The 13,027-nt window shown below is 69.4% G+C and carries 16 protein-coding genes; 5 read left to right on the forward strand and 11 right to left on the reverse strand.

Annotation, left to right across the window (positions count from 1 at the left end):
- Window positions 1–23: 23 nt before the first annotated feature.
- Entirely contained in the window at window positions 24–587 is a 564-nt protein-coding gene (locus tag ACFQV6_RS10300) for a bacterial proteasome activator family protein (protein ID WP_378027149.1), read from the forward strand.
- Between the two features lie 267 nt (window positions 588–854).
- Here the strand turns inward: ACFQV6_RS10300 and ACFQV6_RS10305 are convergent, their stop codons facing one another.
- From ACFQV6_RS10305 to ACFQV6_RS10320, 4 genes are all read right to left on the reverse strand, one after another.
- On the reverse strand, window positions 855–1,649 hold the full coding sequence (locus ACFQV6_RS10305; protein ID WP_378027150.1) for an HAD family hydrolase: 795 nt from the start codon (window positions 1,647–1,649) through the stop codon (window positions 855–857).
- Window positions 1,649–2,461 (reverse strand): HAD family hydrolase, encoded by an 813-nt coding sequence (locus tag ACFQV6_RS10310; protein ID WP_378027151.1) that lies wholly within the window; start codon window positions 2,459–2,461, stop codon window positions 1,649–1,651. The genes ACFQV6_RS10305 and ACFQV6_RS10310 overlap by 1 nt, the downstream gene beginning before the upstream one ends.
- A 104-nt stretch (window positions 2,462–2,565) precedes the next feature.
- On the reverse strand, window positions 2,566–3,828 hold the full coding sequence (serS, locus tag ACFQV6_RS10315; RefSeq protein WP_378027152.1) for a serine--tRNA ligase: 1,263 nt from the start codon (window positions 3,826–3,828) through the stop codon (window positions 2,566–2,568).
- Between the two features lie 55 nt (window positions 3,829–3,883).
- Window positions 3,884–4,591, reverse strand: a complete 708-nt coding sequence (locus ACFQV6_RS10320) for a hypothetical protein (protein ID WP_378027153.1) — start codon at window positions 4,589–4,591, stop codon at window positions 3,884–3,886.
- Between the two features lie 66 nt (window positions 4,592–4,657).
- Here ACFQV6_RS10320 and ACFQV6_RS10325 point away from each other — a divergent pair, with 66 nt between their 5' ends.
- From ACFQV6_RS10325 to ACFQV6_RS10335, 3 genes are all read left to right on the forward strand, one after another.
- Complete coding sequence (locus ACFQV6_RS10325) at window positions 4,658–5,086, forward strand: OsmC family protein (protein ID WP_378027154.1); 429 nt, start codon at window positions 4,658–4,660, stop codon at window positions 5,084–5,086.
- Between the two features lie 84 nt (window positions 5,087–5,170).
- Entirely contained in the window at window positions 5,171–5,512 is a 342-nt protein-coding gene (locus tag ACFQV6_RS10330) for a metallopeptidase family protein (protein ID WP_378027247.1), read from the forward strand.
- 123 nt (window positions 5,513–5,635) lie between these two features.
- Window positions 5,636–6,373 (forward strand): AIM24 family protein, encoded by a 738-nt coding sequence (locus tag ACFQV6_RS10335; RefSeq protein ID WP_378027155.1) that lies wholly within the window; start codon window positions 5,636–5,638, stop codon window positions 6,371–6,373.
- Between the two features lie 85 nt (window positions 6,374–6,458).
- Here the strand turns inward: ACFQV6_RS10335 and pheA are convergent, their stop codons facing one another.
- The 5 genes from pheA to ACFQV6_RS10360 form a co-directional block, all read right to left on the reverse strand.
- A complete protein-coding gene (gene pheA / locus ACFQV6_RS10340) occupies window positions 6,459–7,403 on the reverse strand; it encodes a prephenate dehydratase (protein ID WP_378027156.1) in 945 nt (314 codons plus the stop codon).
- Between the two features lie 25 nt (window positions 7,404–7,428).
- Window positions 7,429–8,049, reverse strand: coding sequence for a hypothetical protein (locus ACFQV6_RS10345; protein WP_378027157.1), 621 nt, complete (start codon window positions 8,047–8,049; stop codon window positions 7,429–7,431).
- Window positions 8,050–8,074: 25 nt separating this feature from the next.
- Window positions 8,075–8,461, reverse strand: coding sequence for an ACT domain-containing protein (locus ACFQV6_RS10350; protein ID WP_378027158.1), 387 nt, complete (start codon window positions 8,459–8,461; stop codon window positions 8,075–8,077).
- Window positions 8,462–8,544: 83 nt separating this feature from the next.
- A complete protein-coding gene (locus ACFQV6_RS10355) occupies window positions 8,545–9,003 on the reverse strand; it encodes a hypothetical protein (protein WP_378027159.1) in 459 nt (152 codons plus the stop codon).
- A gap of 90 nt (window positions 9,004–9,093) precedes the next feature.
- Window positions 9,094–9,831 (reverse strand): hypothetical protein, encoded by a 738-nt coding sequence (locus ACFQV6_RS10360; protein WP_378027160.1) that lies wholly within the window; start codon window positions 9,829–9,831, stop codon window positions 9,094–9,096.
- 287 nt (window positions 9,832–10,118) lie between these two features.
- Here ACFQV6_RS10360 and ACFQV6_RS10365 point away from each other — a divergent pair, with 287 nt between their 5' ends.
- Window positions 10,119–11,366 carry an arginine deiminase gene (locus tag ACFQV6_RS10365; RefSeq protein ID WP_378027161.1) on the forward strand — a complete coding sequence of 416 codons (1,248 nt, stop codon included), beginning with the start codon at window positions 10,119–10,121 and terminating at the stop codon, window positions 11,364–11,366.
- Window positions 11,367–11,379: 13 nt separating this feature from the next.
- Here the strand turns inward: ACFQV6_RS10365 and ACFQV6_RS10370 are convergent, their stop codons facing one another.
- Together ACFQV6_RS10370 and ACFQV6_RS10375 are read right to left on the reverse strand one after the other, a co-directional pair.
- On the reverse strand, window positions 11,380–12,120 hold the full coding sequence (locus ACFQV6_RS10370; protein ID WP_378027162.1) for a glycoside hydrolase family 16 protein: 741 nt from the start codon (window positions 12,118–12,120) through the stop codon (window positions 11,380–11,382).
- Window positions 12,117–12,995, reverse strand: a complete 879-nt coding sequence (locus ACFQV6_RS10375; RefSeq protein ID WP_378027163.1) for a DUF5926 family protein — start codon at window positions 12,993–12,995, stop codon at window positions 12,117–12,119. Before ACFQV6_RS10375 ends, ACFQV6_RS10370 begins: the two co-directional genes overlap by 4 nt.
- Window positions 12,996–13,027: the final 32 nt, after the last annotated feature.

Genomic DNA, 13,027 nt, shown 5'->3' on the forward strand with positions numbered 1-13,027 from the left:
AACGGTGCGCAAAGATGGATCGCATGACCGACGACACCCGCACCACTGAGCACAAGGAAGACGGCTCCGTCATCGTCGTGGGCCCCGACGGCCGGCCGATGGGCACGGTCGAGCAGGACGGCACGCTCACCCCGGAGGAGCCGGGCAACCTCATCGAGCAGCCGGCGAAGGTCATGCGCATCGGCAGCATGATCAAGCAGCTCCTCGAGGAGGTCCGTGCCGCGCCGCTGGACGAGGCGAGCCGCGGCCGGCTGCGGGAGATCCACCAGCGGTCGATCACCGAGCTCGAGGACGGCCTCGCACCGGAGCTTCGCGAGGAGCTGGAACGCCTGTCGCTGCCGTTCGAGGGTGAGACCCCGCCGAGCGAGTCCGAGCTGCGCATCGCTCAGGCCCAGCTGGTCGGCTGGCTGGAGGGCCTGTTTCACGGGATTCAGGCCGCCCTGGTCGCGCAGCAGATGGCCGCCCGCCTCCAGCTCGAGCAGATGCGCGGTGGCGTCCCCGGCCGTCCGGCCCTGCCGATGGGCAACATCCTCCCCGGCCAGCCCGGTCAGGGCGACATCCCCGGCCGCACCGGCCAGTACCTGTAACTCGCCCCACCGCTCAAAGGCCCAGCGCCCGGTCCCGGCGGCGCGCAACACACGTCGCCGGCGGCCAGGCGAGGCGATCCGTGTCGCGTGGAGATGAGCGCGCGGCGGGTGACGGCGGCGCACCGGTGGGCCGAGAGCCGTCGGAGCGTGAGTGGGCAGGTCAGCCCGGCGCGCGCCGGACGGTCTGAGCCACGCGGTTGGCCGCGTTGAGGCGGCGTAACGGGATTGTTGGTTCTGGGGACGTCCGAAACCCGTACAAAAAAGGTTCTAAATCTCGAAAGCCTGCTCCAGATAAACCGCCACCCCGTCCTCGTCATTGCTCAGGGTGACTTCGTCGGCGACAGCGATCACCGCCGGGTGGGCGTTCGCCACAGCGACCGCGCGCCCGGCCCACGTGAGCAGCGGAATGTCGTTGGGCATGTCGCCGAAGGCCAGCACCTGCGAGGCGGGAATGCCCTCCCGCTCGCACAGCCAGGCCAGCCCCGCGGCCTTCGTCACGCCCGCCGCCGAAATCTCCACGAGCGCCGACGAGGACGAGCGCGTCGCCGTGGCGAGATCGCCGAGGGTGCCGCTGACCAGTTCCAGGAACTCGTCGGGATCGGCAGTGGCGGAGCGGGCCAGCAGTTTGACGGCCGGCGCCGCGGTCAGCTCCTCCGGCGAACCGATCACCTGGATGCGGTGATCGTGCTCCCAGCGGATGGTCCAGCTGGACTCGTGCAGGAAGGATCGACCGTCCTCGACCTCGACCGCGAGGGAGATGTCGGGCACGGCTGCGCGCAGGCGCTTGATGACATCGGTCAGCATGTCGACGGGGAGTGACTCGGCGCGCAGGATCCGGTCGGTGTCCGGGTCGTAGATGACCGCACCGTTGGCGCAGATCGCCGGGAGACGCTCCGGCAGCTGATCGTAGAGCTGGTCGAGCCAGCGCAGGGGGCGCCCGGTGACCAGCACGACGGGGACCGGGATCGCGGCGAGGGCGTCGAGGGTGCGTCTGCTGAGCGTGCGCTCGCTGGTGATCAGCGTGCCGTCGATGTCGGTGGCGACCAGCTGGAAGGGTGGCATCACCTCGACAATAGTCGGTCCAGGTAGACAGCCACCCCGTCCTCGTCATTGGTGAGCGTCACAGCGTCGGCGACCGCGAGCAGCTCGGGGTGGGCGTTGGCGACGGCGACGCGGCCCCAGCCGGCCCAGCCGAACATCGGCAGGTCGTTGGGCATGTCACCGAAGACGAGCACGTCGGCGGGATCGACGCCGACCGCCTCGGCGACGACCGCCAGGCCGGTGCCCTTGTCGACGCCGGCCGGGCAGATCTCGACGTAGTCCAGGCCGGCCTGGGTGACGGTCGCGACGTCCGGTGGGACGACCCGGCGGGCGACAGCGAGCAGGTCGTCGACGCCCAGTTCGAAGGAGCGGGCGAACGCCTTGATCACGTCGCCGGTGAGGCATTCGTTGCGCGTCCGCTTTTCGACGACCACCGGGTATCGCCAGGTGGGGTCGTAGTCGCCCCACAGTGGGGAGTCGTCGTGCTCGAGGGCCTCGAACATCACCGACAGCGGACCGGCCACCGACTCCAGCGCGCCGAGCACCCGGCCCAGCATCGGGCCGGGAAGGCGGGACTGACGCAGGTAGCGCGACTCCGCCTGGTCGAGCACCCAGCCGCCCTGTGCCAGCACGAGATAGTCGGCGACCCGGATGTCGTTGCGGGTGAGCGAGGTGAGGCGGGGGCCGCGCCCGGTGGCCGCCACGATCCGGATGCCGGCATTGCGAACCCGGTCCAGGACCTCGTGGGTGTAACTCGACACGGTGTCGTCGCTGCGGACAAGCGTGCCGTCGAGGTCGGTGGCGATGAGCTTGGGGAGACCCGGCTTGAGCATCCTTTACCTCCGAGGGTGATGAAACCCCCGCGGAGGGCGGAAGGAGAACGGTACACCGGTTCGGCCACCAGCTGCTATGACAACTGGTAGCCAACCGGTTGCGGTCACCTGACGGGTTCGAGCACGTCCCGGCCACCGAGGAACGGCTGCAGCGCCTTGGGTACGCGCACCGAGCCGTCGGGCTGCTGGTGGTTCTCCAGGATCGGGATGAGCCACCGGGTGGTGGCCAGTGTCCCGTTCAGCGTCGCCGCGGTCTGCGGTTTGCCGTTGCCGTCCCGATAGCGGATGTTGAGCCGGCGCGCCTGGAACGTGGTGCAGTTCGACGTCGAGGTCACTTCGCGGTACCGCCCCTGCGAGGGCACCCAGGCCTCGCAGTCGTACTTACGGGCCGCGCTGGTGCCGAGGTCGCCGGCTGCCACGTCGATCACCCGGTACGGGATCTCGACCTTGGCGAGCATCTCCTCCTCCATGGCGAGGAGGCGCTGGTGCTCGGCGAGGGCGTCCTCGGGCCGGCAGAACGAGAACATCTCGACCTTGTCGAACTGATGCACCCGCAGGATGCCGCGCACGTCCTTGCCGTGCGAGCCGGCCTCACGCCGGTAACACGTCGACCAGCCGGCGAACCGCTCCGGACCGCCGTCCAGGTCGACGATCTCGTTCGAGTGGTACGCCGCGAGTGCCACCTCCGACGTGCCGACCAGGTAGAGGTCGTCGGCCTCGAGCCGGTAGATCTCGCTCGCGTGGGCGCCGAGGAAGCCGGTGCCCTCCATCGACTCGGGGCGGACCAGGGTCGGCGTGATCGACGGCGTGAAACCGTGCTCCACCGCCTGCTGGATCGCCAGCTGGAGCATGCCCAGCTGGAGCAGGGCACCGACGCCGGTCAGGAAGTAGAACCGCGAGCCCGACACCTTCGCACCGCGCTCGGTGTCGATGGCGCGCAGGCCCTCGCCCAGCTCCAGGTGGTCTTTCGGCGCCGCGATGTCGGGGATGTCGCCGACCGTGCGCAGCACGGTGAAGTCGTCTTCACCGCCGGCCGGTGCCCCGTCCTCGACCAGGTTGGGCACCGCGAGATGCGCCTGGCGCAGAGCCTGCTCGGCCTCGGTCGCCGCGGCCTCGGCCGCCTTCACCTCGACGGCCAGCTCCTTGGTGCGGGCCAGCAGGGCCGCCCGCTCCTCACCCGACGCCTTCGCGACCTCTTTGCCCAGGGATTTCTGCTCCGCCCGGACGCCCTCGAACCGCTGGGTGGCGGCCCGGCGGTCCTCGTCAGCGCGCAGCAGCGTGTCCACCACCTCGGTGGACTCGCCGCGCAGCCGCTGGCTGGCACGGACCAGTTCGGGATCTTCGCGAAGCAGACGCAGGTCAATCACGGTTGTCGAGCCTACCGGTGGCCCGGTCCGATCAGCACCCGGATATCCCCTGGTGTCACGATCGGTGTGGCTCGTCGCGCTGACCGGGCAGGGTGGCGAACGGCGCCGCCGACGAGATCGTCAGCTCGAGCGGTGCGTCCGGGGCGAATTCCTCCTCCTCGGCGGCGTCGCGGACCCAGCGCGGGCCGTCGTCCGCGTCCGGTTCGCGGCCGGTCAGCCAGAGCACGAGCAGGGCGGCACTCACTCCGGCGAGCGCACACCACAGGCCTCGCCCATAGGACACCTCGGACTGCGTGGCCGCCAGCTCCATCGTGAAATAGCGCGAGATCAACCGGGTCTCGCTGCCGAGCAGGTGGACCATCGCCAGCAGCAGGGCGATCAGCACGCCGCCGACGCTGAAACCGGAGAGCCGCGCGTAGCGACGCCCGGCGGCCGGCCCGAACAGCACCAGAACGACAGAGATCACCAACAGAAAGAGCCCACAGAGGTACGCCCCGCCGAGCCCACCGAGATCGAAGAGGTCGGTCGGCAGCAACTGGACCTCACGGACCTCGCCCTCCCCCTCGAAATTCAGCGGCTCGACCGCGGTGACCTGCCACTCGGAGATCAGCGAGGCGAAGATCGCGATACCGGCGAGCCCGGCGGTCAGGACCGGCACCCGCCGATCCGTCAGCAGCCCGCGCAGGTATTCCGCCGCGGGCCGGCGCCGGGGCTCCGCGGACTCCGGTGCCCCGAACTCGACCACCTCAGATTGTGCTGACATGCGATCCATGATGGCCCCTAGTCCTTACCTGAACCAGCAGCCCGGACATGGGCTAGCGTTCTGTGCATGCCTATTCGTTCTGCTTCGGCACGCTGGGAAGGGAACCTCACCGAGGGTTCCGGCACTGTCAAGACCGGTAAGGGCGGACTTGCGGGGGACTACTCCTTCAAGTCGCGCTTCGAGGAGGGCGAGGGGACCAACCCCGAGGAACTGATCGCCGCCGCGCACGCGGGTTGCTTCTCGATGGCCTTCTCGAAGGGTCTCGCCGACGCGGGTTTCACGCCCACCTCGGTTGAGACCGTCGCCAAGGTGCGTATGGACAAGGTTGAGGGCGGCTTCGGCATCACCGGCATCGAGCTGGAGACCGTCGGCGACGTCCCCGGCATCGACGACGCCAAGTTCCAGGAGCTGGCGGAGGGCGCCAAGGAGAACTGCCCGATCTCGCGCCTGCTCAAGCCGGGTGCGCCGATCAGCCTCGTCGCGAAACTCGCCTGACCGCGGGGCGCCGGTGCGGTTCCGGCCGTGCCGGCGCTCTCCTCGCGCCGGCGTTACGGGCACAATGGGCGCGTGCCGGTCGACATGAGTCGTGAACGTTTCGAGGAACTGGTCGGTGAGGCGCTCGACGAGGTGCCCAACGAGCTGCTCTCCCTGATGAACAACGTGGTCTTCCTGGTCGAGGACCGGCCGCCGGACGGCGGTGACGACCTGCTCGGGCTGTATGAGGGAACGGCGCTCACCGATCGCGGCTGGGACTACGCCGGTGTGCTGCCCGACCGGATCACCATCTACCGGGTTCCCACCCTCAAGGTCTGCGAGTCGGAGACCGACGTCGTGGACGAGGTGGCGATCACCGTGGTGCATGAGATCGCTCACCACTTCGGCATCGACGACCACCGGCTCCACGAGCTCGGTTGGGGCTGACGGATTGAACTTTTTTCAACGTGGCGAGGCCGCGCCTTGATGGCACTGGTCGACGGCCCGGCGCCACCGGGCTCGATGCCAGGTTGAAAAGGGTTCATTGTGTGAGGTGCTTACGCTGGGTTCATGCGTAGCGAACTCTTCTCCACCGAGAACCTCGAGAAGGAGTCCGCGCAGCCCGGGCTCCGGCTGCAGAACTCCAAGATGCTGAAGGCCGAGCTCGACGGGGAGATTCTCGCCCGTACCGGTTCGATGGTCGCGTATCAGGGGCAGGTCCAGTTCGAGGCGCTCGGTTCGGGCGGCCTCGGCAAGTTCCTCAAGCAGAAGCTGACCGGCGAGGGCGTGCCGCTGATGCGGGTCCGCGGCCGTGGCGACGTCTTCCTCGCCGAGAACGCGTCCGACATCCACCTGATCGACCTGGAGCCGGGCGACGCCCTGTCGATCAACGGGGCGAACGTGCTCGCGTTCGAGTCGACCCTCCAGTACGACATCAAGATGGTCAGCGGCGTCGGGATGATGTCCAGCGCCGGCCTGTTCAACTGCGTCTTCTCCGGGCGCGGCCGGATCGCGGTCACCACCAGCGGTACGCCTGTCGTGCTCAACGTCGACGCGCCGACCTACGTCGACCCGCAGGCCGCGATCGCCTGGTCGGCGAGCCTGCAGACCGGTTACCACAAAGCCGATCAGTTCGGCCTCGGCACGCTGCTCGGGCGGAGTACCGGTGAGCGGTTCACGATGAGCTTCGCCGGTCAGGGCTTCGTGATCGTCCAGCCGTCGGAGCTGCCGCCGGGTGGCGTCGCCGGCGTCGGCAGCGGGAGCAAGAGTTCCGGCGGCAGCATCCTGAGCGACATCTTCGACGACTGATCCCCGAAAGTCGGCTTGTGCCCGAAAGTCGGCTGAGCCCCGAAGTCGGCTGAGCCCGACGAGGCTGAGCCGGACGGCTCCGGCCTCAGATCTCGCCGGCGCGGATCCTGCTCAGCCAGGCCGCCGAGTCGGCGAAGTCGGTGTCCGACAGCCCGGCCGGGGCCGCCACCGGCGGCTCCGGCTGAAGCCGGTGCTTGGGGTAACTGCCGAGGAAACGGACGTCCGCGCAGATCCGGCGCAGGCCCTGGAGGGCCTCCCCGAGGCGCGGCTCGGCCACGTGCCCGGTGCAGTCGAGGAAGAACACATACGTCCCGAGCTGCTCCCCGGTCGGCCGGGACTCGATCCGGGACAGGTTGATGCCGCGGACCGCCAGCTCGGTGAGGACCGCGAGCAGGGCGCCGACCTGATCGTGGCGGATCGACACGGCCAGCGAGGTCACGTCGTCGCCCGTCGGTGCGGCGGGCTCACCCGGCCGGCTGAGCAGCGCGAACCGGGTCACCGCCTCGGCCCGGTCGGCCACCTTCTCGGCGAGCACGGTGAGCTTGTGCTGCGAGACGCCGATCGGCGCGCACAGTGCCGCGTCGTGCTCGCCGGCCGCGGCGCTGATCGCGGCCGCGGCGTTGGAGAGCACGTCCACCACGACCGCGTCCGGCGCGTTCGCCCGCAGCCAGTGCCGGCACTGGGCGGAGGCCTGTGGGTGGGCCGCGACCGTCCGGATCTCGGCGAGCGGGGTCAGTGCGCGGGCGGCGAGCACGAACTCGACAGGCAGCAGCACCTCCCGCGTGATCATCAGTGGGCTGCCGGTGATCAGCTCGTCAAGGGTGACCGGGACGGCGCCGCCGACCGAGTTCTCCAGGGGGACCAGGGCAGCGTCCGCCTCACCCGAGCGGACCGCCTCCAGCGCCTCGGGCACGCTGCGCGCCGGCGTCCGCACGCCGTGTTCGGCTGCGGGGACGGTACGCAGGGCAGCCTCGGTGAAGGTGCCCTCGGGACCGAGGTAGGCGAAGCGCATGGGCGGCGTTCCGGGCATTCCCGGAGTCTAACGGCGCTGCCTCTCAGAGGCCGCAGGCGAGCACCCTGATGCCGGCCGGAGCCTCGGTCTGCATCCGGGCGTTGCACACGTCGGTGCCGGCCGCGACAAGCGTGAGCTGGTCACCCTTGCCGGTGCTGGAGACCATCAGCGGCTCGGCCTGGTCGGCGTTCTGACCCTTGATCCGTACGGTCGTGAACGCCCAGGTCCCCGAGCAGTACGGTCCGGCGGCCACCTCCAGCACTTTCTTCGGTACGCCGGGATCGTCCTTGATCAGCCGCAGGATCTGCGCCGCCGTCGGCTCACCCGAGCACTTCGCGGCGTGCGTGGGCGTAGGCGTCGGCGATTTCGTCAGCGGAGATGTGGGCGTGGTCGTCGTCCGCCCGCCCTGTGGTGGTGGTGTGGCGTAGCCGGGCACCGTATAGGCGGGGGTGGTGTAGGGCGGCACGGTAACGGTGGGCACCGTGTTGACCGGCATGGTGGCGACCGGTGGCATCGTGGAATCGGCGGGCACTGTCGTCGACGCGGCCGGGGAACTGGCCACGGGCACCGGGAAGACCGACGGCGGAGCCTCCGGCGGCTCACCGCAGGCAGCGGTGAGCAGGAGGGCGCCCACGGTCAGGGCGAGAGGTGTGCGGGGGAACACGCGCTCATCGTAGGAGCCCGGAGGGTCAACCCGCGATACGGTGGCCGGCCGCGGTGAGGGTATTCATCGCCTCGGTCAGCCGCACGGTTGGCACCAGCAGATAGTCGGTGTCGTACGTGGAGAACGTCACGATGTTCACCCGGGCCTCGGCCAGCGGCCCGACCAGCGACGCCAGCACGCCCGTCATGGTCAGATCGAGGCCGGCGACGCGCAGGCACCGCCAGGCGGTGTCGGCCTCGGCGTTCTCCGGCACCCGCTCGTTCGGGCAGATCACCGAGAGCTCGTCGACGCCCCAGGTGACCGAGATGACGCTCTTGTCGTCCGGACCTGTCAGCAGCGAGGCGGGCAGGGCCGAACCGGCGGGGAGCCGGCACACCGCGTATTCACCCGGTAACAGGTCTAGATCGAGCATGAACGCAGACTACGTTGCGGATCTGTAACGCCCAATGCCCTCCCGGTGCGGCGAACACCACAACTGTGGGGGCAAACCGGACTTCAGTACCGTACCGGGGACAGGAAGGTCAAAGATCCGGCCACACGATCGCCGGCGAGCAGCGGTGTGGAGACGGCGTCGAGCGTCAGCGGAGCCTCACCGTGGGGCACCACCCGCATCAGGCCGCGGGCCAGGCGCTCGCTGCGCAGGGCCAGAAGTGGCGGGATCTTCTCCGCCTCGGGCTCCTCGAGCCGACCGGCGGCGGCGGTGAAGTCGACCAGCTGCAGTGCCGTGCTGAGCCGCTGGCCGAGCGCCTCGGCGGGCTTGCCCAGCCCGAGAAGCTCACTGCACGTCGGCGAGACGGCGAGAATCGAGCCGGTGACGTCGACGATCAGGCAGGGCTCGTCAGCGATCGCCACCGTCGACGCCCAGCGCTCGACGCTGGTGACGAACTCGGCCTCGGCCGGTGTCCGCGCTTGAGGGACGAACGCTCCCGAGAGGGAGAGCTCAACATGCGCCACCCGCTCCTCCTCGCATCTTTCGCGGCGACTGCCGGCGGCGCGACCGCTGGTGCGATCACGCGCCGGCTGTCGACGGCGTCAGAAGGAACGTTACCGGCGGGTCGGCCGCTTGTCAGTGGCCGTCTGTCCGTTGCTGTACCAACGGTAGTCGCCGGCCGGCCGATAGGGCGCATTTGCCCAGGTGGCCGGGTGCTGTGCGACGGCCGAGAGTTTGCTCGCCGTAGCCGGAGAGATCTTGGCGCCTCCGGCGATCAGGAGCCGGTCGAGCTCCTTGTCGGTGGAGACGAGACAGTCCTTCGGCAGGCCGTGGACGCTGATCACACCGTTGCCGACGAACGTCAGCACCGCGGTGACCGGAACGTTGAGACCGACGGCGGCGGAGAGCGCCTTGGCTGCCCGGCGCGCGTCACGGCGTGCCTCAGCCACATACTGCGGGCGTTTTCCGTTGATCTGCACGACGTCACCGGCGATCAGGACACGGGAGCGTCCGTGGTCGGCCACCGTCACCGCATAGACCCCACCGGGGCCGATCGCGAGGAAGCCCGCGCGGTCGTCGGCCGGGTCTGGCTCCTGGTAGGCCTGCATCAGGTCGGTGCGCGGCCAATCGACGATGTGCCAGTTCGGCCCGAGACGATCGAGCCTGGTGAGCGCACGTGCACCGGCAGCCTCCAGACGACGTGCCTCACGATCAGCACGACGGCGCCGCGCCCACTCGACCGGTGTCAGGCGCGGCGCCTCCAGCACGGAGGGCGTCATCTGGCTCCGGTCGACGGGTGTCAGGGCTTTTGAAGGGACGGGCAGAGCGGGGCGGGCGGGGAAGACAGTCACTGCGACCTCCGGCAAAAGGTCAGTCGGGCTCTCTTATTCCAACTACCGTACGTGCTCGACTCCCTACAGAATAGAGCGACGGCGAGGAAAGAAAGGGGAATGAGTGCGGATGAATGCCGTATTCACGGACAACACTTCTTTCGGATGGTGAACCTGAACACCTGAGTGCTGTAGTCACGTCGCACACCCACAAGCTATCGCTGTCACCCCTCCGGTGCATGGCCGTCCCAAGATCTAGTCAGTCCGTCACGACCCGATAGCGCTCGGTACGGACTAACGTCGGCGTCGTGTACGTCGACAGTGAAGTCAGCCACCTCCGGACCGTCCTGCTCCACCGTCCCGGCCCGGAACTCGCCCGCCTCACCCCGCGCAACAACGACTCCCTGCTCTTCGACGCCATCCCCTGGGTCGGCCGCGCGCAGGAGGAGCACGACGCCTTCGCCGAGGCACTGCGCTCCCGCGGAGTCGAGGTCCTCTATCTGGGCGAGCTGCTCGCCGAGACGCTCACCGTGCCGGAGGCCAGGGCCGAGCTCACCGCCGGTGTACTGGCCGCCCGCCGGCTCGGTGACGCGCTGCGCGCCAGCGTCGGCGACTACCTGGCCGATCAGGATCCGGGCCGGCTGGCCGAGGTGCTCGTCGCCGGCCTGGCGCACGAGGAGATCAAGCCGAGTTCCGGCGGTCTCGTCTACGAGATGATGAACGATCATGACTTCGTCATCGATCCACTGCCGAACCTGCTCTTCACCCGGGACTCGTCGGTCTGGGTGCGTGACCGGGTGGCGGTGACCAGCCTGGCGATGCGGGCCCGCCGGCGGGAGACAACCATCACACATGCCATCTACCGGTACCACCCGCGTTTCGCCGGCACGACCCTCCTCTTCGACCCGTCCCTGGAGCACCTGGAGGGTGGCGACGTCCTGGTGCTGGCGCCCGGCGTGCTCGCCATCGGTGTCGGTGAGCGCACCACGCCGGCCGGTGCGGAACGCCTCGCCCGCCGGGTGATCGACGCGGGACTCGCGCACACGGTGCTCGCTGTTCCGATCGCTCAGGAGCGCGCCACCATGCACCTTGACACGATTTGCACCATGGTGGACACCGATGCGGTCGTGATGTACCCCAACATGGCGGACACCCTGCGCGCGTGGACAGTCACCGCCGGGACCAACGGGGGCCTGCGCGTTCGAGCCCCGAGGCCGTTCCTGGACGCCGCGGCGGAGGCGATGGGCATCGATCACCTGCGGATCATCGACACCGGCCTGGACCCGGTCACGGCCGAGCGGGAGCAGTGGGACGACGGCAACAACACGCTGGCCATCGCGCCCCGCCTCTGTGTCGCCTACGAGCGCAACGTGGAGACCAACACCCAGTTGGAGCGCGCGGGCATCGAGGTGGTCCGGATCAGCGGTTCCGAGCTGGGCAGCGGTCGCGGCGGGCCGCGGTGCATGAGCTGCCCGGTGACCCGGGATCCACTTCAAGATCACAGTGCAGTTCAAGATCACAATGCAGAGGTACGAGTGAGTGCACAGCCCTCGTAAGTCCGCGCGACAGTCAAGGTCCGGTCACCTCGGTGACGATCAGTTCGGGGACCGGGATCTCGCCGGAGACCAGGTGTGCCCGCTCCGGGAAGTCGAAGACGGCGATCTCCAGCTGCACCGGATAGTCCGGGGCCTGGCCGATCCGCTTCACCACCTCGCCGTCGACGGAGAACTCCAGCGAGCTGGGGCGCCACTCCACCGCGTAGGTGTGTAACCGGGAGACGTCGGCGGGAAGCGTGACCGTTCCCCACTCCTCGGTGACCGCGGGATCCCGGAAGGCGTGCAGGCCCATGCCGAAGTCGTGCGGCGCGGTGCCGAAGACCTCCATCACGCAGATCTCCGCCGAGCGCTCCGGGCGGTCCTCGACCCCGGCCAGCCAGAACGACACCATCGACCGGGGTGACAGGACGGCCCGCATCCTGATCGAGAGGCGGCCGTGGAGCGGCGTGTAGCCCCAGAACTCGGGCTGCTCCTCGCGCACGGTCAGACCGGGCAGGAACGGCTGGCCCCCGATCGTGCTGCCGACCGGCCCGGAGAAGCTCGCCGACTGGATGCCCGAGACGCGCAGCGGCGTCTCGTGAATCCCCTCGGCCCAGAGCGGCTGCTCCACCGGGATGCTGAGCCGCAGCTCCCCGCCGGCCACGGTGTAGGTGGCCCGGGACGCCGCCCGCGAGCTCCAGTGCGGCAGGTAGTGCGGGACCCAGACCGAGGGGTCCAGGTCGTCGCCCGCGAACCGCTCGTGGAACGGGCTCACCGCAGGGTGAGCTGCCGGCCGATCAGGCCCTGCTTGGCGCGGCGCGCGGCGGCGTCGAGCGGCTCGTCGACGGCGAGGGTGTCGGCGTACCGCTTGGCGAAGTCGGCGAGCGGTGCCTCCCAGTCGGTGCCCTCCGGCTCACCGGGCACGTCCCACACCGGCACGAGCAGCCCGTGCGCCCGGAACATGCCGGCGAACTTGGTCCGCTCGCCGAGCAGCAGCTCACCGGCGGCGGAGAGCCGGGCGAGAGCGTCCAGCGCCTTGTCCTCGGGCTCGGTGAGAACCCAGCGGACGTGGCTCTTGTCCGGAGCGACCCGGCACCAGTAGGCGGCCTTGGCTGCCGCGAGCCGTACGGTCGGGTAGATCGAGGCGTTGGCACGCTCCAAGGACGCCTTGACGTTCGCGTCCTGCATCTGGTCGTCGTCCAGCCAGTACTCGAAACCCTCGTGCATGGTGATCTCGAGCGGGTGGTCCACGAGCAGGTCCTGCAGGCGGGTGCCCTCGCCGGGCAGCGCGGGCACGGAGACCGTCTCGCCCGGCGTCGTCTGCAGGGCGTTCAGGATCGCCACGGCCAGGTCACGGGAGACGTCGCCGGACTGGACGTGCCGCTGCAGGCCGATGAAGATCCGGCCGTCCCGGCGGGTCATCGCGGGCCAGGCCATCGGCAGGACGGTGGAGAGGGTGACCGGGCGGTCACCGTACTCCTCGATGATCTCCGGTTTGAGGGTCAGCGGCGCGGACGCGGCCGGAACCAGCTCACGCAGAGCGACCCATTCCGGTTCGTCCGCCAGGCCCTCGAACGGACGGGCGACGAAGATGTCGCGCACCTTCGTCTTCGGTGTGGTGGTTTCACGGTGCTTGCGTCGCTTGCTCACGAGGGACCAGAGTAAGCGGTTCCCCCTCCGGA

The organism is Actinoplanes sp. GCM10030250 (genome assembly GCF_042666575.1).
GTDB lineage: Bacteria > Actinomycetota > Actinomycetes > Mycobacteriales > Micromonosporaceae > Actinoplanes.

Excerpts from the sequence above, each read along its gene's own strand:
- ACFQV6_RS10300 (WP_378027149.1), top strand. The coding sequence starts at position 24 with ATGACCGACGACACCCGCACCACTGAGCACAAGGAAGACGGCTCCGTC.
- ACFQV6_RS10305 (WP_378027150.1), bottom strand. The coding sequence starts at position 1,649 with ATGCCACCCTTCCAGCTGGTCGCCACCGACATCGACGGCACGCTGATC.
- ACFQV6_RS10310 (WP_378027151.1), bottom strand. The coding sequence starts at position 2,461 with ATGCTCAAGCCGGGTCTCCCCAAGCTCATCGCCACCGACCTCGACGGC.
- ACFQV6_RS10320 (WP_378027153.1), bottom strand. The coding sequence starts at position 4,591 with ATGTCAGCACAATCTGAGGTGGTCGAGTTCGGGGCACCGGAGTCCGCG.
- ACFQV6_RS10325 (WP_378027154.1), top strand. The coding sequence starts at position 4,658 with ATGCCTATTCGTTCTGCTTCGGCACGCTGGGAAGGGAACCTCACCGAG.
- ACFQV6_RS10330 (WP_378027247.1), top strand. The coding sequence starts at position 5,171 with ATGAGTCGTGAACGTTTCGAGGAACTGGTCGGTGAGGCGCTCGACGAG.
- ACFQV6_RS10335 (WP_378027155.1), top strand. The coding sequence starts at position 5,636 with ATGCGTAGCGAACTCTTCTCCACCGAGAACCTCGAGAAGGAGTCCGCG.
- pheA (WP_378027156.1), bottom strand. The coding sequence starts at position 7,403 with ATGCCCGGAACGCCGCCCATGCGCTTCGCCTACCTCGGTCCCGAGGGC.
- ACFQV6_RS10350 (WP_378027158.1), bottom strand. The coding sequence starts at position 8,461 with ATGCTCGATCTAGACCTGTTACCGGGTGAATACGCGGTGTGCCGGCTC.